15 protein-coding genes and 1 pseudogene are annotated in these 20,819 nt (G+C 60.5%); 8 read left to right on the top strand and 8 right to left on the bottom strand.

Annotated features, from left to right (window positions below; translation table 11 throughout):
- Nucleotides 1-91: 91 nt before the first annotated feature.
- A complete protein-coding gene (locus WE862_RS09700; RefSeq protein WP_005347867.1) occupies nucleotides 92-991 on the bottom strand; it encodes a LysR family transcriptional regulator in 900 nt (299 codons plus the stop codon).
- 156 nt (nucleotides 992-1,147) lie between these two features.
- Between WE862_RS09700 and WE862_RS09695 the strand changes: the two genes are divergently transcribed.
- Together WE862_RS09695 and WE862_RS09690 are read left to right on the top strand one after the other, a co-directional pair.
- A complete protein-coding gene (locus WE862_RS09695) occupies nucleotides 1,148-2,170 on the top strand; it encodes an MBL fold metallo-hydrolase (protein ID WP_042032868.1) in 1,023 nt (340 codons plus the stop codon).
- Nucleotides 2,171-2,261: 91 nt separating this feature from the next.
- On the top strand, nucleotides 2,262-2,981 hold the full coding sequence (locus WE862_RS09690; RefSeq protein WP_042032867.1) for a substrate-binding periplasmic protein: 720 nt from the start codon (nucleotides 2,262-2,264) through the stop codon (nucleotides 2,979-2,981).
- Between the two features lie 79 nt (nucleotides 2,982-3,060).
- Here the strand turns inward: WE862_RS09690 and WE862_RS09685 are convergent, their stop codons facing one another.
- Nucleotides 3,061-4,353: an HAAAP family serine/threonine permease gene (locus tag WE862_RS09685; protein WP_033115807.1), complete on the bottom strand. Its 1,293-nt coding sequence runs from the start codon at nucleotides 4,351-4,353 to the stop codon at nucleotides 3,061-3,063.
- 494 nt (nucleotides 4,354-4,847) lie between these two features.
- Between WE862_RS09685 and WE862_RS09680 the strand changes: the two genes are divergently transcribed.
- Nucleotides 4,848-5,786, top strand: a complete 939-nt coding sequence (locus WE862_RS09680; RefSeq protein WP_042032866.1) for a LysR family transcriptional regulator — start codon at nucleotides 4,848-4,850, stop codon at nucleotides 5,784-5,786.
- A gap of 73 nt (nucleotides 5,787-5,859) precedes the next feature.
- A complete protein-coding gene (locus WE862_RS09675) occupies nucleotides 5,860-7,272 on the top strand; it encodes an MATE family efflux transporter (RefSeq protein ID WP_042032865.1) in 1,413 nt (470 codons plus the stop codon).
- 86 nt (nucleotides 7,273-7,358) lie between these two features.
- Here the strand turns inward: WE862_RS09675 and alsS are convergent, their stop codons facing one another.
- The gene (gene alsS / locus WE862_RS09670) at nucleotides 7,359-9,029 is read right to left on the bottom strand and encodes an acetolactate synthase AlsS (RefSeq protein ID WP_042032863.1); all 1,671 of its coding nucleotides are present in this window, start codon (nucleotides 9,027-9,029) and stop codon (nucleotides 7,359-7,361) included.
- Between the two features lie 18 nt (nucleotides 9,030-9,047).
- On the bottom strand, nucleotides 9,048-9,842 hold the full coding sequence (gene budA, locus WE862_RS09665) for an acetolactate decarboxylase (RefSeq protein WP_033115811.1): 795 nt from the start codon (nucleotides 9,840-9,842) through the stop codon (nucleotides 9,048-9,050).
- Nucleotides 9,843-9,950: 108 nt separating this feature from the next.
- Between budA and WE862_RS09660 the strand changes: the two genes are divergently transcribed.
- Nucleotides 9,951-10,862: a LysR family transcriptional regulator gene (locus WE862_RS09660; protein ID WP_082035515.1), complete on the top strand. Its 912-nt coding sequence runs from the start codon at nucleotides 9,951-9,953 to the stop codon at nucleotides 10,860-10,862.
- 22 nt (nucleotides 10,863-10,884) lie between these two features.
- Here the strand turns inward: WE862_RS09660 and tyrS are convergent, their stop codons facing one another.
- Nucleotides 10,885-12,084, bottom strand: a complete 1,200-nt coding sequence (gene tyrS, locus WE862_RS09655; protein ID WP_041208119.1) for a tyrosine--tRNA ligase — start codon at nucleotides 12,082-12,084, stop codon at nucleotides 10,885-10,887.
- 109 nt (nucleotides 12,085-12,193) lie between these two features.
- On the opposite strand from tyrS, the gene WE862_RS09650 reads away from it, so the two are divergent.
- Both WE862_RS09650 and WE862_RS09645 read left to right on the top strand, forming a co-directional pair.
- Nucleotides 12,194-13,531, top strand: coding sequence for a peptidoglycan DD-metalloendopeptidase family protein (locus WE862_RS09650; protein WP_042032862.1), 1,338 nt, complete (start codon nucleotides 12,194-12,196; stop codon nucleotides 13,529-13,531).
- Nucleotides 13,532-13,655: 124 nt separating this feature from the next.
- Nucleotides 13,656-14,774 carry an anhydro-N-acetylmuramic acid kinase gene (locus tag WE862_RS09645; RefSeq protein ID WP_198493514.1) on the top strand — a complete coding sequence of 373 codons (1,119 nt, stop codon included), beginning with the start codon at nucleotides 13,656-13,658 and terminating at the stop codon, nucleotides 14,772-14,774.
- Between the two features lie 80 nt (nucleotides 14,775-14,854).
- Here the strand turns inward: WE862_RS09645 and WE862_RS09640 are convergent, their stop codons facing one another.
- Nucleotides 14,855-15,316 carry a GNAT family N-acetyltransferase gene (locus tag WE862_RS09640; protein ID WP_042030290.1) on the bottom strand — a complete coding sequence of 154 codons (462 nt, stop codon included), beginning with the start codon at nucleotides 15,314-15,316 and terminating at the stop codon, nucleotides 14,855-14,857.
- 929 nt (nucleotides 15,317-16,245) lie between these two features.
- Here WE862_RS09640 and WE862_RS09635 point away from each other — a divergent pair.
- Nucleotides 16,246-17,511, top strand: coding sequence for a RidA family protein (locus tag WE862_RS09635; RefSeq protein WP_042030289.1), 1,266 nt, complete (start codon nucleotides 16,246-16,248; stop codon nucleotides 17,509-17,511).
- Nucleotides 17,512-17,654: 143 nt separating this feature from the next.
- Here the strand turns inward: WE862_RS09635 and WE862_RS09630 are convergent, their stop codons facing one another.
- A complete protein-coding gene (locus WE862_RS09630; protein WP_082035424.1) occupies nucleotides 17,655-18,422 on the bottom strand; it encodes an HNH endonuclease in 768 nt (255 codons plus the stop codon).
- Between the two features lie 147 nt (nucleotides 18,423-18,569).
- Nucleotides 18,570-20,563 (bottom strand): annotated as a pseudogene (gene tkt / locus WE862_RS09625) (transketolase).
- Between the last annotated feature and the right edge of the window lie 256 nt (nucleotides 20,564-20,819).

Below are 20,819 nucleotides of genomic sequence, written 5' to 3'. Positions count from 1 at the left end.
TCCTGACTAAAAAACATCCCGCCATGTTAGGCCTGCCCCGCCCCTTTGTTAAGTACGATGGTTAAGCGCGGTGGCGAAAATATGCAGCCTTTTATTCAGGCTCGGGCTCAGCTTGCAGGGATTCGGCCAGAAAATCCCCCAGCAGGGTGATCTTGAGCACCTGCCGCCGCGCCGCCGGATAGATGAAGTAGAGGGTCTTGGCCGGGCTCTGATAGTTGCCAAGCAGCGGCAGCAGACGTCCTGCAGCGATATGGTCACGCACCTGTTCGGCGGGCTGCAAGGTGATGCCGGCCCCCGACAGCGCCGCCGTCAGCAGCGCCGGCCAGTGGTTGATGCGCAGGCGCGAGGCGACCCGCACCTCCTCGCTCTGGCCATCGCCCCCGACAAATTGCCAGCGCTCGTGCTCGCCCCAGTTGCCATGCAGACACTGGTGGCGGGCGAGATCGGCCGGATGACGGGGCACGCCGTGACGATTGAGGTAGTCGGGCGCCGCGCAGAGCCGGTAGTGCTGGGTCAGCAATGGGCGGGCAATCAGCGCCTCATCCTGCGGGCGCAGGGTACGGATGGCGGCGTCAAACCCCTCCTCCACCAGATCGACCCAGCGCGGGGTAAGCTGCAGATCCACCTCCAGCTTGGGATAACGGTCGAGAAAAGCGGGCAACAGCGGCACCAGCCGGTGGTGGCCAAAACTGAGGGGGGCGGCGATACGCAACCGTCCGGCCGGCTCGGCCAGCAGATTCTGGGTGAGCGACTCGGTCAGTGCCAGCTCCTCCAGCACCCGCTGGCAGCGAGCGAGAAAGAGCTGGCCCAGTTCGGTCAGGGTCTGCTGGCGGGTGGTTTTGTGAAACAGCTTGCCCCCCAGCCACTGCTCCAGCCCCAGCACATGCTTGCCCACCATCTGGGCGCTGATCCCCTCTTCGCTCGCCACCGCGCTGTAGGAGCCGAGATCCACTACCCGGGTGAAGATACGCATGCTGGTCAGTCGGTCCACAACCCCTCCTTTTTGCCCGTTTCGAGGCCATTTGGCCCACGAGAAGGGCTCATATTCACAACCAAAAGTTTAGTAAGAAATGATTTTTAGCCAATTTATCGCACTTTTGGTTACCAATATAGTGGCCAGCAACGCCACCAAACAGGACATATCCCCATGAAAAGCACCTATCTGGCCGCCCTGCTGGTCGGTCTGCTGGCCACCGGTGTCAGCCACGCGGCCGAGAGCAGCTTTATCAGCAACCACGATCACGCCCCGGCCACGGCAACTCAAGTCCGGCCCGATATCTTTCGGGTCAGCCTGCTCGGCACCGGCACCCCGGTGCCCCAGATCAGTCGCGGCGGCTACAGCACCCTGGTCGAGGCGGGCAACCAGAAGCTGGTGTTCGACTTTGGCCGCAACTCCGCCACCCGGTTGTGGCAACTGCATATCCCCATCGGCCGGGTCAACGCCTTCTTCCTCACCCACTTCCACTCGGACCACACCAACGGGCTGGCGGATCTCTGGCTGACTGGCTGGCTGCAACCGGCCTATGGCCAGCGCCACGCGCCGATGGAGCTTTACGGGCCCAAGGGCACCGATGCCCTGGCTCACGGCCTGCAGCAGGCCTACGCCACCGATATCGCTACCCGGGTCAAGGATGAGGGGACGCCGCTGGACGGGGTAAAGATCAACAGCCACGAGGTGACTGCCGGGGTGGTCTACGACCGGGATGGGGTCAAGGTGACCGCCTTTGACAACGACCACGGGGTCAACATCAAGCCGTCGTTTGGCTATCGCATCGACTACCACGGCCACAGCGTGGTGCTCTCCGGCGATACCCGCTACAGCCCGCAGGTTGTGAAAGAGGCCAAGGGGGCGGATCTGCTGGTGCACTGCGTCTCCATGACCTCTGCCGAGCAGATGAAGGCCAACCCGGGCTACAAGGCGATCGCCGGGCACCTCGCCTCCCCCGAGCAGGCCGCCCGCGTTCTCAACGAAGCCAGACCGGCCCTGACCGTGTTCAGCCACATCGGGCTCAACGGCAAGATCACGGTCAAAGATCTGGCGCAGGATCTGCGTGCCCGCTACACGGGCCCCTTCGTCATCGGCAATGACCTGATGCAGATTGACCTGCCCACTACGCCGTCCGGCAAGGGCTACGCCCTCTGGCAGGCGGAGAACATCGACAACAAATAGGTGACATGGATGGCGGTCAGTCATGGTCGGCATCCGCAATCGGCACCACAGGGCTATCTTTAAGAGGTGTTTGACCACAAGGAGTTATCTCATGAGTCTGAAATGGAAGCACCTCGCCCTGGCCACCCTCCCCCTGCTCGGCATGTCGGCCGCTCAGGCGGCGCAGTTGACCAGCCTTGAATGGCCCCCCTACACCAGTGCCAGCCTGCCTGAACAGGGCAAGACCAGTCAGGTGGTGACTGCGGCCTTTGCCCTGGCAGGCGATCCGCTGACCATCAAGTTCTACCCCTGGCAGCGGGCGGTGGACGAGGCGACCAACAACCCCGAGGTGCTCGGCTACTTCCCCGAGTATCTCGATCCCAAGAGCAGCTGCCTCTTCTCCGATCCCATCGGCCACGGCCCTCTCGGCTTTGCCCAGCGGGCCGATCAGCCGGTGAGCTGGCAGAGTCTGGACGACCTGAAGGGCAAGAAGATCGGGGTCGTCACCGGTTACGTCAACACCACCGAGTTTGACCAGAAGGTGGCCAGCAAGGCGCTCTCGGCCGATGCCACCACCTCGGATAGCCAGAACCTGCTCAAGCTCGGCAACGGCCGGCTCGATCTGGCGGTCATCGACCAGAACGTGATGACCTATCTGCTGGAGAGCGATCCCCACCTCAAGGGGGTCGCCGCCAACCTCGCTTTCAACAGCAAGATCCTCGAGGACAAGTCGCTCCACGTCTGCTTTACCAACTCCGCCAAGGGCAAGGAGGCGCGGGACAAATTCAACAAGGCGCTGGCCAGCGACGAGGTGAAGAAGCTGATGAAGTAACGCTCTTCGCCGCAAACAGCCATAAAAAAAGCCGCCTCTTGCGAGGCGGCTTTTTCATTCAACAGATTGACCGGAGTTATCAGGCAATCAGCTTGTAGATGATACCGGACATGGCGATCAGGCCGATGATGGTCACGAAGCCGTTGCTGATGTTGCCAGCGTATTTGCGCATGGCAGGAACCTTGGCGATTGCGTACATCGGCATCAGGAACAGCAGCATCGCGATGATGGGGCCGCCCAGATCTTCGATCATGCCGAGGATGCTCGGGTTGATGGTAGCGATGGCCCAGGTGGTCAGGATCATGAACACTGCGGTCACTTTGTTCAGCTGCTTGACGTCAACGTTCTTGCCCTTCTCACGCAGGGACTTGGCCATCAGGCCGTTCATGCCCTCTTGCGCACCCAGGTAGTGACCCAGGAAGGATTTGCTGATGGCAACCATGGCGATCAGCGGAGCCACAGTGGCGATAACCGGGTTGTCGAAGTGGTTGGCCAGATAGGACAGGATGGAGATGTTCTGTTCTTTGGCAGCAGCCAGGTCAGCCGGGGAGAGGCTCAGTACGCAGCTGAATACGAAGAACATAACGGTCATCACCATCATGACGTGGGCGCCCAGCAGGATGTTGCTGCACTTCTTCTCGGCGTTCTCACCGTAACGACCTTTGTTGTCCACCGCGAAGGAGGAGATGATCGGGGAGTGGTTGAAGGAGAACACCATTACCGGGATAGCCAGCCACAGGGTCTTGATGAAGTCGCCGTTGAAGGCATCACCCAGCGCCGGAGCTTCAGTGATGATGGCACCGTTCCAGTGCGGGATCAGGTAGAGCGCCAGGCCCATCAGGGTGAGTACGAACGGGAATACCAGCACGCTCATCGCTTTGACGATAACCTGGCCGCCGAGGCGAACGATCGCCATCAGACCGAGGATCAGCGCCAGAGACAGGATGGCACGGGGAGGTGCAGTCATGCCCAGCTGGTGAACCATCAGGCTCTCGACGGTGTTGGTGATGGCTACTGAATACATCAGCAGGATCGGGTAGATGGCAAAGAAGTAGAGCAGGGTGATGAACTTGCCTGCGGTCTTGCCGAAGTGCTCTTCTACTACTTCGGTGATGTCGCCATCACGGGTAGAACCGGACAGCACGAAGCGGGTCAGGCCACGGTGGGCGAAGAAGGTCAGCGGCAGGGCCAGGATCAGCATGGCAACCAGCGGCCACAGGCCACCTACACCGGCGTTGATCGGCAGGAAGAGCACACCGGCACCGATTGCGGTACCGTACAGGCCCAGCATCCAGACCACATCGGCCTTGTTGATGCCACGAGCGGCGTTGCTGGCTACACGACCATCAGCTGCAATATTCATGTCAGACATAAGTTGTTCCTGTCATCTAGGAAAAATGGGTTTCTTGTTCATTCGGGCCTTGGCCCGGTTCCATCTCCCTGGAACGCCTGCTCTTCTTCCTTGTAGCTCTCACGCCCCGGCAATCTGGTCATCACTCCATGTAACAACAAGAATGCAACAAACAACGGCATGAGTTTTTGACTCTGAGGGGGGACACCTGCTCGCCTTAACAACTCGACAACATGCGTCTCTCTCGATGGGGTGACTTTAATTAAATGACCTTATTAATCACAGCGTTTTTTTGAATTAATCAACCAAAGTTTGATTCGAGTCGCCTTTCGGACGACTAAGATCACACTCAAGGCGCCTTGTTGTGAGTTTTTTTTAACATTTAAAATTAGTTTCACTGGATTCAATGAATTTTGATAATTTACACTTTTAAAACAAACAGCCATTTTCGGGTGGATTGTATGCAGCATCCCCTTGGCGTACCCTTGTGATTCACGCCTTTTTGTTGACTCAAGATGACCATAACCCGTACCGATCTCGCCGAACTGGCGGTGTTTGCCGCCGTCGCCCGCCACCGCAGTTTCAGCAAGGCCGCCCTCGAACTCGGCGTCTCCGCCTCCGCCATCAGCCACAGTCTGAAGGGGATGGAGGAGCGACTGGGGGTGCGGCTGCTCAACCGCAGTACCCGGGCCGTGGTGCCGACCGAAGCGGGCCAACGGCTGCTAAAGCAGCTGCTCCCCACCCTCAATACCCTGGAAGAGGCGCTCGCCGAGCTGGCCCGCAACAGCGATGAACCGGTGGGCAGGCTCAAGCTCTGCGCCCCGCGCAACGCCATCGACAGCCTGCTGGCACCGGTGCTCATCGACTATCTGGCCCGTTATCCGCGGATGCAGGTAGAGGTGGTGGAGCAGGAGCTGATGCCGCGCATGATCGAGGATGGCTTCGATGCCGCCCTCTTTTACGGGGATCTGCTGCCCAAGGAGATGATCGCCATTCCGCTCGGGCCGCCCCAGCGCTATCTGGTGGTGGGCTCTCCCGCCTATCTGGCGCAAAACGGCACGCCGGAGCACCCGAGCGAGCTGAGCCGCCACGCCTGCATCGGCTATCGCCTCACCCCACACCACCACTACCGCTGGGCCTTTGCTGCCGATGGCAACCTGCTGGAGATCGAGGTAACCGGGCCGCTCACCACCAGCACGCCGGCCCTCTATCTGGGCGCTGCCGAAGCGGGGTTGGGACTGGCCTACTGCCTTGAGGAGGAGGTGAGCCAGAAGGTTGCAGAGGGGAAACTCATCACGGTACTGGAGCCCTGGAGCCCCACCTTTGCCGGCTTCTATCTCTTCTATCCGAGCCGCCATCAGCTTGGCAGCGGACTACGCATCCTGATCGACATGCTCAAGGCGCACTATCAAAACAGCGGATTGCTGAGTAACACTCAGCAATTCATCAAGTAGAAACCGGATTATCACCAAAAAAGTATTAATCTAGACTAACTGTTCGATAACCGAGCACATCGAGAGAACAGATATGTCTGCCTACTTCACATTACGGCAACGGGCCATGACCCGTCGCTTCTGGGCCTATGCCCTCCCTTCGATCCTTGCCATGCTGGTGTCCGGTGCCTACTACCTGGTCGATGGCATCTTCGTCGGCCACTATGTGGGGGCGGCCGGTCTTGCCGGCATCAATCTGGTCTACCCGGTCATCATGGTGCTGCTCGGTCTGGCCGCCATGATCAGCATGGGCGCCGCCACCGGCATCTCCTACCAGCAGGGTGCCCGCAACTTCGCGCTGGCGCGCAAGACGCTGGTCAACGCCCTCTGGCTGCTGCTGGTGCTCGGCATTACCGCCCCCATCCTGCTCTATTACCTCCACACCGATATCTTGCTGGCTCTCGGCATCGAGCAGGGCACCGAGACCTGGAAGCAGGCGAGTGACTATCTGCTCTGGATTGGCGGCGGTACCCTGCTGCTGGCGAGCAACCTGGCAGTGCCCTATCTGCTGCGCAACGACGGTCGCCCGAAACTTGCCATGGTGCTGGTGAGCAGCGGCGCCGTGCTCAACATCCTGCTCAACTACGTGATGGTGGCCAGACTGGGGCTGGGACTGATCGGTACCGCCCAGGCGACCCTGATGGCGGAAGGGGCGGTGAGCCTGATCGGCCTTGGCTACTTCTTTACCCCCTGGGCCCGACTGCGCCTCGGTTGGCGCGACATGGTGCCGAGCCTGCCTACGGTGCCGAACCTGCTCTTTACCGGTCTGCCGAGCCTGATTGCCCAGTTCAACCTCGGCCTGCTGCTGATGCTGCACAACAGCCAGCTGATGGTGTATGGCAATGTGAAGGATCTCGCCGGCTTTACCGTGGCCGGTTACACCGAGGCGGTCTTTATCGTCATCCTGCAGGGGCTGGCCTTCGGCATTCAGCCACTCATCAGCAAGGCGGCCGGGGCCAAGCGCAATCGAGACCTCAAGTATCTGATGGAGATGGGGCTCAAGTTCACCTTCATCTACGGCATGCTGGTCTGGATCACCATCCAGCTGCTGCCCCAGCAGGTGGCCATGCTCTATACCGGCGATGACGACCCCGAGCTGCTGGCCGCCGCCGTCAGCAGTCTGCTGCTCAATCTGGGCGCCATTCCGCTGGAGGGGATCATCATGTTCGGCATCGTGCTGCTGCAATCCATGGCCCGTACCCGTCAGGCGCTGGTCATCTCGATTGCCAAGACCTTGCTGCTGCTGCCGCTCATCTTCCTGCTGCCGCTGCTGTGGGGCCGTGATGGGGTGCTGATGGCCCAGCCGGCCACCGTGCTGCTGCTCACCCTGCCGCTCTGCTGGCTGCTGTGGCGGGAATGGCTGCGCCTCAAGCGCGCCTGCGCCCCCACAACCAAGCGCCGCGCCAAGCCGGTCAGGGCCGACGGGGCCATTCAGCTGGCTCGCTAAACTCTGCCTGAACCCTGCCTGCAATCGGCATAAAAAAACCGGCATCCCTGATGCCGGTTTTTTCATCTCTCAGCGCCCGAGCACACTCAAGCCATCACTTCCGGCCTGAGCTGGGCCATCAACCCGGGGTTATCGCTGTAATCCACCGGAATGGCCACCACGGCCGGCCCCTCCACCGCCAGCGCGGCACGCAGGGTGGCGCGCAGCTCGTCGGCCGAGCGCACCGCAAAACCGGCCGCCCCGAACGACTCGGCGTAGCGCTTGAAGTCGATGGCACCGAACGACACGCCGGAGGTGCGGCAATACTTCTGCTGCTCCTGGATCGCTACCATGTTGTAGCCGTTATCGACCCAGATGATGTGGACGATATTGCTCTTGAGCCGTACCGCCGTCTCCAGCTCCATGCTCGACTGCATAAAGCTGCCATCCCCCGATACCGAGATCACCTTCTCCCCCGGCCGCACCAGCGCGGCGCCGATGGCCCACGGCAGGGCGACCCCCATGGTCTGCTGACCGTTGGAGATCAGCACCTGACGGGCGCGGAAGCTGTAGAGGTAGCGAGCGATCCAGATATGGAAGCTGCCCATATCGACGCAGAGGGTCATGTCATCGCGCACCAGATCCTGCAGCTCACGCACGATCCGCAGCGGGTGCACCGGCGTGCCGTGCAGATCGTCGGCCCGCATCGCCAGCCGCAGCCGCTGCTGGCGCACCCCTTGCAGCAGGCGATCTACCTCGGGGATACGCAACTTGGGCGAACCCATGCGGCGGGTCAGTTGCAGCAGGTTGGCGCGGATCGACCCCAGCAGCTCCGCTGCCGGGCAGTAGCAACTGTCGATATCGGCGGGCAGCACATCGATATGGAGGATGCGGCGCACCCGGTCGCCATTCCACAGCACGGGGTCGTATTCGATGGGGCTGTAACCGATGGCGATCACCAGATCGGCCCCTGCCAGCAGCTGATCCCCCGGCTGGTTGTTGAACAGCCCCACCCGCCCGGCGAAATCATCGAAGTGGCAGCTGTCGACCACCCCGGCCGCCTGATAGGTACCGGTCACCGGCAGCCGCGCCTTGTCGAGGAAAGCGCGCACCGCCTCGGCGTTCTCCGGCCGGCTCGCCATCAGGCCGAGCAGCACCACCGGATTGTCCGCCTCGCGAATGAGCTCGAGCGCCTGGGTCATGCTCGCCTCGTCGGCGGCGCCGGGTTCGGGCATCTCGCGCGGCACCAGCACCTCCCCCTGCACCGGCTTGTTGATGATGTCCATCGGCAGGCTGACAAAGGCAGCACCCGGGCGGCCAAACTCGGCGGCACGAAAGGCGTTGGCCATCACCTCGGAGAGAGCGGCCCCGCTGTTGACCTGAGCGCTGAACTTGGTCACCGGACGGCAGAGGTTGACCGTATCCATGCTCTGGTGGGTGAGCTTGAGGCAGTCGGCGCGGCGCACCGCACCGCCCAGTGCCACCATGGGGTCCCCCTCCGAGGTGGCGGTCGCCAGCCCGGTAATAAGGTTGGAGCAACCGGGGCCGGAGGTGACCAGCGCAACCCCGGCCTTGCCGGTCAGGCGCCCCACCGCGGCAGCCATAAAGGCGGCGTTGGCCTCGTGGCGCACCACTATGGTCTCGATGGGGGAGTCCTCCAGCGCATCGAACACCCGGTCAATCTTGGCGCCGGGAATACCGAACACCTGCTTGACCCCCTGCGCCTCCAGATGGCGCACCACCAGCTCGGCGCCGCACTTCCACTGTCTGTTTTCCATGATATTGCTCCTTCTATATCAGCCTTCCGCGGCCTGAATGGCGCGATCGAGATCGGCGGGGTTGAGGTCGGCCTGCCGGAAAGCGGGATCCGATGGCAGGGCCAGATTGAGATGACGCACCACCGAGAGACGCAGGGTGCCGTGGGCCATGGTGTAGTCGAGCAGATGGCCGCCGCCGCTGCGATCGGCAGTGATCATGTGCTCGTGAAAGCCCGCCACATTGATCCCCTGCACAAACGGCGGGCAGCGAAAGCCCACCAACGTCCCCGCCACCGCGGCAAAGCGGAACAGCGGCTGCTGCTCGATGGCCTCCAGCATGGGGCGATAGGGCGGCTCCTGACGCGGCACGGTGCGCACCTTGGCCGATTCGAACTGGCCGTCGAGGCGCATGGCGACGAAGACGTTGTCGGAGCCCACCAGCCGGTCGACCCACTGGTGAATTTCGTCGCGGCTGAGGGGATGGTCGAAACGGCGCTCCAGACAGGGGCGAAAGTGGGTCATCACCGCAAAAGGGGTCTTCTGATCGGCGCGGGCCGGTCGGGCCGAGCCATCGGCCCGCAACTGGTGGATCTGGCGCTCGAAGGCGATCAGCTCGCCATCGAGGTGGTTGAAGGTACCGAGACCAAAGTCGCCGTGGCGCAGCAGCTCGCTCATGGTGGTCTCCCCTTCGTAGACCCCCGCCAGCAGGGCGCTCATCAGCGAGCTTTGGTAGATCTCGCCGCCATCGTGCTGCCTGCGCCAGCGGGAAAACTGCTGGCTCACTTCGAGGGCACACGCGCATCCGGCACTGTCAGATGTTGCAATACGTTCCATTCGGGTTTCACCTCCGGCCTGAATCCTGTTAGCGTTCGGATTCAATGGTGACCCGGATCACATTTCAACGCCAATACACCGATCCCGCGACTTTGAGACTCTTTCGATATGGAACTGCGAACCCTGCGCTACTTCATGGCGGTCGTCGACAAACAGAACTTCACCCGGGCAGCCGAGGCGCTCAACATGGCCCAGCCGCCCCTGAGCCAGCAGATCCGCAAGCTGGAGGAGAGCCTCGGCACCCCGCTGCTGCGCCGTCTCACCCGCGGCGTCGAGCTGACCGAGGCGGGCGCGAGCCTCTATCGGGATGCTACCCAGATCCTGACGCTGGCCGATGCCGCCAAACAGAAGGTGAAGCGGATCGCCCGCGGCGAGCAGGGGGCGCTGCGTATCGGCTTTGCCGGCTCTACCGTGCTCCACCCAGCGGTGCTGACCCTGTTGCACGACTATCGGGAACGCTACCCCGAGGTGGCGCTCACCCCGCAGGAGGGCGCCATGCCGGCACTGGTGGAGGCGCTGCGCCACGACCGGCTCGATGCCGCCATCCTGCGCCTCCCCTGCAGCGGCAGTCAGGGGCTGGATCACCACCTCATCGAGCAGGAGCCGCTGCTGATCGCCCTGCCCACCAGCCACCCCAAGGCCAAGCTCGGCCCCATCGCCCTCGCCAGCCTGCGCGATGAGAGCTTTATCCTGTTCCCCCGCGAGATTGGCCCGGGCCTTCACGACGGCATCATGGCCCTCTGCCGGGAGGCGGGATTCGAGCCGCAGCTCGGCCCCGTCTGCCCGCAGGTGATCTCCACCGTCGGCATGGTGCAGGCGGGCTTTGGCGTGACCCTGGTGCCAAGCTCGGTGGCGGCGCTGCGCCCGGTCGGGGTGAGCTATCACCCCATCGCCGGCAGCGGCCTGATGACCGCCATCAGCCTCGCCACCCGCCCCCACCCCGGCAGCGCCGTGTTGCGTCGCTTTATCGCCCAGATACAAAAAAGGCCTCCCGAAGGAGGCCTTTTACGGCAATCTTGATGTCTTGCTTGACGGTCGCGGTTTACTTGACGGTCACGCGGGCAAACTTGCGCTTGCCGACCTGATAGACGGCGGTACCGGCACCGATGAGTGCCTTGCCATCTTCCAGCTTCTCGCCATCAACCTTGACCGCGCCCTGCTTGATCATCCGCAGCGCTTCGGAGGTGGTGGCCACCAGATCGGCATCTTTCAGCAGGTTGGCAATGGCCAGACCTTCGCCTTCCAGAGCCAGCTCGACTTCCGGCATTTCGTCCGGAATGGCGTTCTTGGAGAAGCGCTGGGTGAAATCTTCGTGGGCCGCTTCGGCCGCCGCTTCGTCGTGATAACGGGCGATGATCTCTTTGGCCAGCCAGATCTTCACGTCGCGCGGGTTGAGAGTGCCGGCAGCGATGCCCGCCTTGAACTCTTCAATTTCAGCCAGCGGACGGAAGGAGAGCAGCTCGTAGTAGTTCCACATCAGATCGTCGGTGATGGACATGATCTTGCCGAACATCTCGCCCGGAGCGTCGTGGACGCCGATGTAGTTGCCTGCGGACTTGGACATCTTCTTGACGCCGTCCAGACCCACCAGCAGCGGCATCATCAGCACGCACTGGGTCGCCATGCCGGCATCTTTTTGCAGCTCGCGGCCCATCAGCAGGTTGAACTTCTGGTCGGTACCGCCCAGCTCAACGTCCGCCTTCAGCGCGACCGAGTCATAGCCTTGCAGCAGCGGATAGAGGAATTCGTGAATCGCGATGGACTGGCCGTTGCTGTAGCGCTTCTTGAAGTCGTCGCGCTCCATCATGCGGGCCACGGTCTGCTTGGCCGCCAGCTTGATCATGCCGGTCGCACCCAGCTCGCTCAGCCAGCTGGAGTTGTACTCGATGCGGGTCTTGGCCGGGTCGAGGATCTTGAACGCCTGCTCGGCATAGGTGAGGGCGTTGTGCTTGATCGCCTCTTCGGAGAGCGGCGGACGGGTGGCATTCTTGCCGGAGGGGTCACCCACCATGGCAGTGAAGTCACCGATCAGCAGGATCACTTCATGGCCCAGATCCTGGAAGGTTTTCAGCTTGTTGAGGATCACTGTGTGACCCAGGTGAATGTCGGGGGCCGTCGGGTCCATGCCCAGCTTGATGCGCAGCGGGCGCCCTTCCTTCAACTTGGCAACCAGTTCCTCTTCAACCAGAATTTCTTCCGCTCCGCGCTTGATCTCGGCTAGCGCCACCTCGAGCTGGGACATTTTTTGACTCTCCATCACGATTCCACAGGGCCAAACATATTACTGGAATGGCGGGCCAATTGGAAAGGCTGTAAAATCCGTCCATTCTGCCCGACTTCATCTGCATCTCATGGTTATTTGGCACGCCTTCAACTCTCTCCCTCACTGGCACCGCAAGATGGTGCTGATTTTGAGCATCATGATCATGATGCTGGCGGCCTGGCCCAGCGAACAGGCGGTCGCCACCCGGGTCGATGAAAACGGCAACGAGATTGCCCTGCGCCAGCAACAGGAAGAGAACAGCGACGACAATCTGCCCCAGGACGACATCACCGCAGATGCCGTGCAACCGGCCACCCCGCCCAAGCCGAGCTATGTCACCAAACATGTGAAGGTGCGTCGCGGCGACAACATGGGGGTGATCTTCCAGCGTCTTGGCCTCAGCACCACGGATCTGCACCTGATCGACCAGCTCGATGACAGCAACCCGCTGCGCATGCTGCAGCCGGGGCAGGAGCTCACCTTCAAGCTGACCGAAGATGGCCAGCTGCACAGCCTCTACTACCCCCACAGCCTCGAACAGGCGCTCAAGGTGAGCCGCAAGGATGACACCTTCGTCGCCCGCAGCGTCAAGATCGCCCTCGACACCCGTGAACAGGTGACCAAGGGGGAGATCCGCTCCAGCTTCTGGAGCTCCGCCGTCGAGGCGGGCATGACCGAAGATCAGATCATGGACTTGGCAGCTATCTTTGGCTGGGACATCGACTTTGCTCAGGACTTGCAGCCGGGGGACAGCTTCCGGGTGGTCTACGAGGACAAGTTCCGCGATGACGAGCGGGTTGCCTCCGGCGATATTCTGGCCGCCGAGTTCGTCAACCAGGGCACCGCCTACCGCGCCGTGCTCAATGAAGATGGCAACTACTACACCCCGGAAGGCAAAGCGATGCGCAAGAGCTTCCTGCGCGCGCCGGTCAACTTCAAATACATCAGCTCCAACTTCAACCCGCGCCGCCTCCATCCGGTGACCGGCAAGATCCGCCCCCATAACGGCATCGACTATGTGGCGCCGGTGGGCACCCCCATCATGGCGGCAGGCTCCGGCAACGTGGTGGCGGCGGGCTACAACCAGTTCAACGGCAACTACGTCTTTATCAAACATGCCGGCAACTATGTGACCAAGTACCTGCACCTCTCCAAGCGCACCGTCAACAAGGGGCAGCGGGTCAAGCAGGGGCAGACCATCGGCCTGTTGGGGGGCACCGGTCGCGTCACCGGGCCGCACCTGCACTATGAATTTGTGGTGGGCGGCGTACACAAGAACCCGCGCACCCTCAACCTGCCGCAGGCGGAGTCCCTGAGCGGACGCGAGCTGGCCAACTTCAGAAAACTGGCGACACCGCAACTGGCCAAGCTCGACAGCCCCGAGCTGCAGCTGGCCCAGAACAAGCGGGAGAGTCGCGGCAACTAAAGCCTTCAGGGCTGGCGGGGTAGCGGCCCCGTCAGCCCTTTTTATTTTGCCTGCGCATGGCTCTGCGCCATGCTGCATCGGTGTCGGGAAGCGGACTATCCCGACCAGCGAGTGAGGAGAGCCAATGGCTGAACGCTATATCGGATTGATGTCAGGCACCAGCATGGACGGCATCGACGCCGTACTGGTGGTGATCGACGGGGATCAACTGCGGGTCGAGGCGGCCATCAGCCACCCCTGGCCCACCGCCCACGAGCTCCATGAGCTCTGCACCCCGAGTGACAACGAGATCGATCGCATGGGGGTGGCCGACAATCTGGTGGCACGCGAGTTTGCCGCCGCCACCCACGCCCTGCTGGCCAAGACGGGCCTCACGCCCGCCGATATTCGCGCCATCGGCAGTCACGGCCAGACCATCCGCCACCGCCCCCAGCTTGGCTTTACCCTGCAGATCGGCAACGCGGCCCTGCTGGCGGCGCTGACCGGCATCGATGTCATCGCCGACTTTCGCACCATGGACATGGCCCTCGGCGGTCAGGGTGCGCCGCTGGTGCCCGCCTTCCATCAAGCCTTCTTTGCCCGCCCCGGCGCCCTGCGGGTAGTATTGAACCTCGGCGGCATCGCCAATATCTCGGTGCTGCCGGGTCACGCCAACGGGGTCTATGGCTTCGATACCGGCCCGGCCAACACCCTGCTCGACGGCTGGTATCGCCGCCATCACCCCAAGGGGGCCGGTTACGATGCCGGCGGCCAGTGGGCAGCCAGCGGCCAACTCATCCCCGAGTTGCTGGAGCAGCTCTTGGCCCACCCCTACTTCGCCGCCCCCCACCCCAAGAGCACCGGGCGGGAGATGTTCACCCTGGCGTGGCTCGATGGCGAGCTGGCTGGCCGCCCCTATGCTCCGGCGGATGTGCAGCGCACCCTGCAGGCGCTCACCTGCCACAGCATCGCCCGCCAGCTGCCCGCGACTCCCGAGGCGTTCGGGGCCAGCCAGCCCAAGACCGAGCTCTTTGTCTGCGGCGGCGGCGCCTACAACACCCCGCTGCTGGCGGAGCTGGCCAGCCTGCTGCCCGGCTGGCGCATCGCCAACACCGCCGAGCTGGGGATTGCTCCCGACTGGATGGAGGGGGCGGCCTTTGCCTGGCTGGCGGAGCGCTTTATCAAGCGCAAACCCGGCAACCTGCCCGCCGTCACCGGCGCCAGCCGTCCGGCGGTGCTCGGCGCCCTCTATCCGGCGGGCTGACGGGCCCATCCCCGACCTTGCTATCGCCTGTCAGCCCGCGGCTGGCAGGCTTGTTCCCCTCCCCGGTTCACCCACACCTGTTAATGCAGCCCCTCGATACTGAGGCTGTAGTAGTGTTCATCCTTCTCGATCTTGCCGGTAAAGCGAAAACCGAACGAGGCGTAAAGCTCTTTGGCAATCCGGTTATCCTCGTCAATCATCAGCAGCACCTCCCGATACCCCTCGCGGCCAAAGTGGGCCAGCAGCTCGCCAAAGACCTGCCGCCCCAGCCCCTGCCCCATAAAGCGGGCATCCAGCATAAAGCGGAAGATCTCGACCATGTCGCACGGTGCATCACACCCCTTGTACATGACAAAGCCCACCAGATCCTCCCCGCGATAAATCGCTCTGGGCTCAAAACCCGGGAAGTAGGCCGCCTCCACCAGCGAGATGGCATTGCAGCAGAGATACTGCTCGAACAGGGTGCCCACCCCGTCCTTGTTGGTTGTCAGCTCGCACACCTCGAAGCAGTTCGAGGCGTCGATCTTCTCGATCCTGATCATCTACATCCTTCCGTTGTATCCGGCCCGCTGGCCGCGCTAAATAAGCCCTCTCCTCTCTTTGCACTGTCATAACGCTGCACAGTCATAACACTTGCACCGTCATCACGGGCAAAACCGGAGGGGTCGCCTGCCACAACAACACAGGGTTGTGCGCCCGATGGCAGGCTCAAATTGTTTCACCTGAGTAACAAAGAACAGAAACACCATTTCACTGGTGCAAAAATAGCGGGGAGCCCTGACGGCAACCGGTCGGGAAAGCGCGGTCAGGGCCGGTGGCCGATCCTGACATGCAGGGGTGAAGGGAGTCTGAACGAGCCCGTTTGCCCGGCTCGGCGCTGCTGAAAATTCATGGAATAAGGCTGATGCGTTGAGCCCCTTGCAGCGGCGTGCCACGGGATATCCGGAAAGCCTTTTCACCGGCCCCATGCAAAAGCGCTGAATTATATTCCCGTTACATCTTTGCAGGGGCCTGAATATCCCGCGGCTACCATATTTTTGCTCTGCCAGATAGTGCTTATAAAAATGCAAAAATAGATATTTATGCGGCAAAAAATGAATGCGCTGCCAGCAAGCCTGAATAATTTGCAATTATCCTGAGTGCCAGCCACCCCTATTTCTGGCGCCAATACCGTTGGCGCGGGCCTCGCGCTGCAGACCGCCAAAAATGGCCGCCAGATGCCTCTTATCATCCCTGAATTGATCCGCACCGGAGATATATTTCAGGGCGTTGAGCCATCTCATAGAAACGCGATCCCGGTTTGCATCGCTATTTTGCGGTTCATAGAATCGCGCTTGTCTGAACCCTCTCCCCCTCTGGTGCCGCAATGGTTGCCGGGCGCGCTATATCGCCGCGCCCTGCCCACATTTTTTGTCGCTGGCGGGAGGAACCCCTGACCCCAATAACGATGATTACAACGAGGTGTATCCCAATGAGTGGCACTATTATCAAGTCGGCCCGCAATACCCCCAATGCTCCGCAGCATATCGGCCCCTATACCCAGAGCGTGGCCTTCTCCCACTACAACAATATCTCCGCCCAGCTGCCGGTCGACCCGAAAAGCGGCGCCCTGATCGAGGGTGATATCAAGGCGCAAGCCAGACAGTGCCTCACCAATATCAAGGCCATCGTCGAGAGCATCGACCATGTGATGGACGACGTGGTGAAAGTGACCCTCTTCCTGCAAGAGATGGCTGACCTCGAGGCAGTCAACGAGGTCTATCGCGAGTTCTTCCCGCGCAACCTGCCGACCCGCACCGTGCTGGCCGTGGCGGGCCTGCCGCTGCATGCCAAAGTGCAGATGGATGCGCTCATCTCCAACGGCGAAGGCACCTTCCCGCAGGCCCCCTGCCCGCTGGTGAAGCTCGCCCGCAACAGCGCCCGTGCGCCGCAGGACTCGCTCTCCACCCAGACCGTCGCCTTCTCCCACTACAACAATATCGGCGCCCAGCTGCCGGTTGAGCCCGCATCCGGCGCTCTGATTGGCGGCGGCATTCGCGAGCAGGCGGCCCAGTGCCTGCACAACATCAAAGCGGTGCTGGAGGGGATCGACGTGCCCTTCGACGATATCGTCAAGGTGACCGTCTATCTGACCAATCTGGCCGACCTGGCGGCCGTCAACGAGGTGTACACCACCTTCTTCCCCGACTCCGCCATTGCCCGTGCCGCCGCCTATATGCCGGCCCGCAGCGTGATTGCCGCCTCCGCCCTGCCCATGGGTGCGCTGGTGCAGATGGATGCGGTCATCTCTCACGGTGACGGCACCCCGCCGCAACTGGTGGAAGACAGACACAATCTGGTGATCCGCCCGCGCAATACCGACAAGGCACCGCGCAGCCCGCTGCATACCCAGACCGTCGCCTTCTCCCACTACAACCATATCGCCGGCCAGCTGCCGGTTGATCTCGCTACCGGCAAGATCCTGACCGGTTGCGTGCGGGAGCAGACCGCCCAGTGCCTCAGCCATATCAAAGCGATTGTGGAGAGCATCGGCCATGTGATGGACGATATCGTCAAGGTCAATATCCAGCTCGCCAATATCGCGGATCTGGCCGAGGTGGATGCCATCTACACCAAATACTTCCCGGCCTACCTGCCGGCCCGCACCGTGATCGCGGTGCGCGAGCTGCCCGCTGGCGCGCGAATCCAGATGGATGCGGTGATGTCCAACGCCGAAAGCACCCCGCCGCAAGCGTAAGGTTTGTTGAAATAAAAAAGAGACCGGCTATATGCCGGTCTCTTTTTTGGTAACAGTAGGTGGCATTATTTTTATGGCATCGTCTTAAAGAACGCGAACGTCCGATTACGCTTCGCTAGTCGCACCTACGAGCTACCATATACTTATGAATTTAATTCACAAAACTGCTGGTAATGTTTAGATAATGAGAACTTTTCTGGCATAACGTCAATTGAAACACCACTAAACCCAGCATATTGCCCGCAACAGCGGTTGCTAACTTCAACTTTTTCAGTATCAGGGTTAATTGACAACAAGTACAAATCAAATAGTGTATGAATATCAGCTCTTAATATAATTCCATTACCGATATCATAAGATGGACTCTCCGAATGGGGAATAATATGAGCAGCTTCAAGCACTTCTATGGTTTCACATCCAGATATAGCACATTTATTATTATATTTAGATAAAAGTTTTTGTCGAAAAGCGAATTGCCCTCGCCTTGACATTATTTCCCTATAAACTTTCTTGTCTATAATTTGGAACTTTATTTCCTCATTGTCTGTATAGTAACGATTTGACTCAAAACCCACTGCAAACAAAACTTTTTCATCATCACTGATGCGCAAATTAAAACCAACTCTAGTGTCAGCCGACAGTCCAAGATATTTAACTAGTTTTTTCTGTGGCATTCCCTCTATTTTTTCGTGGTTAATAATACAACGCTTGGGTGCTTTTAAATAAAGCTGATTCTCTGCTCCCCCTCTTTCTGTTTCAACGGACAAATCACCAAAAACCAGCGTGATTTTTTTACTATCGGAAGGAAAAATTTTTTTCAAATTAAAACTTTTGTTATCTCTATCCAAGAATGCAAATTCGTTATTTGCATTTTCCTTTCTAACTCGAGCGTATAAAGTAATAGTAGCCATAGTTGGCTTAATTTAAAATTTGCTTAATCATAAACACTATTTATAGTGCAAAAATATCGTGTTTATATATTCAAAACGCCCCCCATCTTGCGATGGAGGGCGTTTTATTTTCCGGCTATTGGGCCAGAGTGGCCCAATGGTCAGCTATTACAGGGATTCAGCGGTCGCAACCACGTTTTCCACGGTAAAGCCAAATTCCTTGAACAGCAGCTCGGCCGGTGCAGACTCACCAAAGGTGGTCATACCGATGATCTTGCCGCCGAAACCGACGTACTTGTACCAGTAGTCGGCGATACCGGCTTCGATGGCCACACGCTTGGTGACGGAGGCCGGCAGGACGGACTCTTTGTACTCGGCAGACTGGGCGTCGAACACGTCGGTAGACGGCAGAGAGACCACGCGCACGGCACGGCCCTTGGCAGTCAGCTGCTCATAGGCGGCAACGGCCAGTTCCACTTCGGAACCGGTGGCGATCAGGATCAGCTCCGGAGTACCGGCGCAATCCTTCAGCACGTAACCACCCTTGGCGGTGTCGGCCAGCTGCTGGGCAGTACGGTCCATCTGGGCCAGGTTCTGACGAGAGAAGATCAGAGAGGTCGGGCCGTCGGTACGCTCGATGGCGTGTTTCCAGGCGATGGCAGATTCAACCTGGTCACACGGACGCCAGGTGCTCATGTTCGGGGTCAGACGCAGGGAGGCGATCTGCTCAACCGGCTGGTGAGTCGGGCCATCTTCACCCAGACCGATGGAGTCGTGGGTGTAAACGAAGATGGAACGCTGCTTCATCAGAGCGGCCATGCGCAGGGCGTTGCGGGCATACTCCATGAACATCAGGAAGGTGGCGCCGTAGGGGATGAAACCACCGTGCAGGGCGATACCGTTCATGATGGCGGACATGCCGAACTCGCGGACACCGTAGTGGATGTAGTTGCCGGAGGCATCGTCATTGGTCAGGGACTTGGAACCGGGCACACATGGTCAGGTTGGACGGAGCCAGGTCAGCGGAGCCGCCCATGAATTCCGGCAGCAGCTTGCCGAACGCTTCCAGTGCGTTTTGGGACGCTTTACGGGTTGCGATCTTGGCCGGGTTGGCTTGCAGGGTTTCGATGATCTTGGCGGATTCAGCAGCCCAGTTGGCCGGCAGTTCGCCAGCAGTACGGCGCTTGAATTCGGCAGCCAGGGTCGGGTGAGCAGCTTCATAGGCAGCGAACTTGGCAGCCCAGTCGGCTTCCAGTTTGGCGCCCTTCTCCTGACCGTTCCACTCGGCAGCGATGTCGGCCGGGATAACGAACGGGGCGTGGTCACCACTTCAGGAAGGCGCGAGCAGCGGCGATCTCGTCGTTGCCCAGCGGTGAACCGTGGCAGTCGTGAGAACCGGATTTGTTCGGGGAGCCGTAACCGATGATGGTGCGGCAGCAGATCAGGGTCGGCTTGCCGGTCTCGGCCTTGGCGGCTTCGATGGCAGCGTTGATCGCTTCCGGGTTGTGGCCGTCAACAGCCGGGATAACGTGCCAGCCGTAGGCTTCGAAGCGCTTGACGGTGTCGTCGGTGAACCAGCCTTCTACGTGACCGTCGATGGAGATGCCGTTGTCATCCCAGAACGCGATCAGTTTGCCCAGTTGCAGGGTACCGGCCAGAGAGCAAGCCTCGTGGGAGATACCTTCCATCAGGCAGCCGTCGCCCATAAAGGCGTAGGTGTAGTGGTCAACGATGTCGTGACCCGGCTTATTGAACTGGTCAGCCATGGCCTTCTCGGCGATCGCCATACCCACGGCGTTGGTGATGCCCTGACCCAGCGGGCCAGTGGTGGTTTCAACGCCCGGCGCGTAACCATACTCCGGGTGACCCGGGGTGCGAGAGTGCAGCTGGCGGAAGTTTTTCAGATCGTCGATGGAGAGGTCATAACCGGAGAGGTGCAGCAGGGAGTACAGCAGCATGGAGCCGTGGCCGTTGGAGAGGATGAAACGGTCGCGGTCGGCCCACTTGGGGTTGTTCGGGTTATGTCTGAGGTGGCTGCGCCACAATACTTCGGCGATATCCGCCATTCCCATGGGGGCGCCCGGGTGACCGGAGTTGGCTTTTTGAACGGCATCCATACTCAATGCACGAACGGCATTGGCAAGCTCTTTACGAGAAGGCATCTGTATCTCCTGCGATTGCTTCATTTGATGGCCAAGATGTAAGGCGCGTTATTGTCCCAGCAGGGCGCGCGGCGTGCAAATGTTATCTGGACGAATAAAGCCGCTTTGGGAGGACAATCGCTTTTCTTGGCGGCGTTTGACCAGACAGAACAACCGCAAACGTTTGATTTCCATCCCCTTGGGGATAGTAAGGAGCCAATAGTGGCCTTCTTGCGACACAGCGACAAAATAGTGCTGGCAATCGGGGGGGGCGCTA

Source organism: Aeromonas jandaei (assembly GCF_037890695.1).
Taxonomy (GTDB): Bacteria; Pseudomonadota; Gammaproteobacteria; order Enterobacterales; family Aeromonadaceae; genus Aeromonas; species Aeromonas jandaei.
The sequence above is the reverse complement of the archived record's forward strand: the minus strand, read 5'-3'. Positions and strand labels throughout refer to the sequence as shown.

What these genes read in the sequence shown, in the direction of transcription:
- WE862_RS09690 (WP_042032867.1), top strand. Translation starts at nt 2,262, where the DNA reads ATGAGTCTGAAATGGAAGCACCTCGCCCTGGCCACCCTCCCCCTGCTC.
- WE862_RS09675 (WP_042032865.1), top strand. Translation starts at nt 5,860, where the DNA reads ATGTCTGCCTACTTCACATTACGGCAACGGGCCATGACCCGTCGCTTC.
- WE862_RS09685 (WP_033115807.1), bottom strand. Translation starts at nt 4,353, where the DNA reads ATGTCTGACATGAATATTGCAGCTGATGGTCGTGTAGCCAGCAACGCC.
- WE862_RS09660 (WP_082035515.1), top strand. Translation starts at nt 9,951, where the DNA reads ATGGAACTGCGAACCCTGCGCTACTTCATGGCGGTCGTCGACAAACAG.
- WE862_RS09695 (WP_042032868.1), top strand. Translation starts at nt 1,148, where the DNA reads ATGAAAAGCACCTATCTGGCCGCCCTGCTGGTCGGTCTGCTGGCCACC.
- WE862_RS09650 (WP_042032862.1), top strand. Translation starts at nt 12,194, where the DNA reads ATGGTTATTTGGCACGCCTTCAACTCTCTCCCTCACTGGCACCGCAAG.
- WE862_RS09645 (WP_198493514.1), top strand. Translation starts at nt 13,656, where the DNA reads ATGGCTGAACGCTATATCGGATTGATGTCAGGCACCAGCATGGACGGC.
- WE862_RS09640 (WP_042030290.1), bottom strand. Translation starts at nt 15,316, where the DNA reads ATGATCAGGATCGAGAAGATCGACGCCTCGAACTGCTTCGAGGTGTGC.
- WE862_RS09635 (WP_042030289.1), top strand. Translation starts at nt 16,246, where the DNA reads ATGAGTGGCACTATTATCAAGTCGGCCCGCAATACCCCCAATGCTCCG.
- budA (WP_033115811.1), bottom strand. Translation starts at nt 9,842, where the DNA reads ATGGAACGTATTGCAACATCTGACAGTGCCGGATGCGCGTGTGCCCTC.
- WE862_RS09680 (WP_042032866.1), top strand. Translation starts at nt 4,848, where the DNA reads ATGACCATAACCCGTACCGATCTCGCCGAACTGGCGGTGTTTGCCGCC.
- tyrS (WP_041208119.1), bottom strand. Translation starts at nt 12,084, where the DNA reads ATGTCCCAGCTCGAGGTGGCGCTAGCCGAGATCAAGCGCGGAGCGGAA.
- WE862_RS09630 (WP_082035424.1), bottom strand. Translation starts at nt 18,422, where the DNA reads ATGGCTACTATTACTTTATACGCTCGAGTTAGAAAGGAAAATGCAAAT.
- alsS (WP_042032863.1), bottom strand. Translation starts at nt 9,029, where the DNA reads ATGGAAAACAGACAGTGGAAGTGCGGCGCCGAGCTGGTGGTGCGCCAT.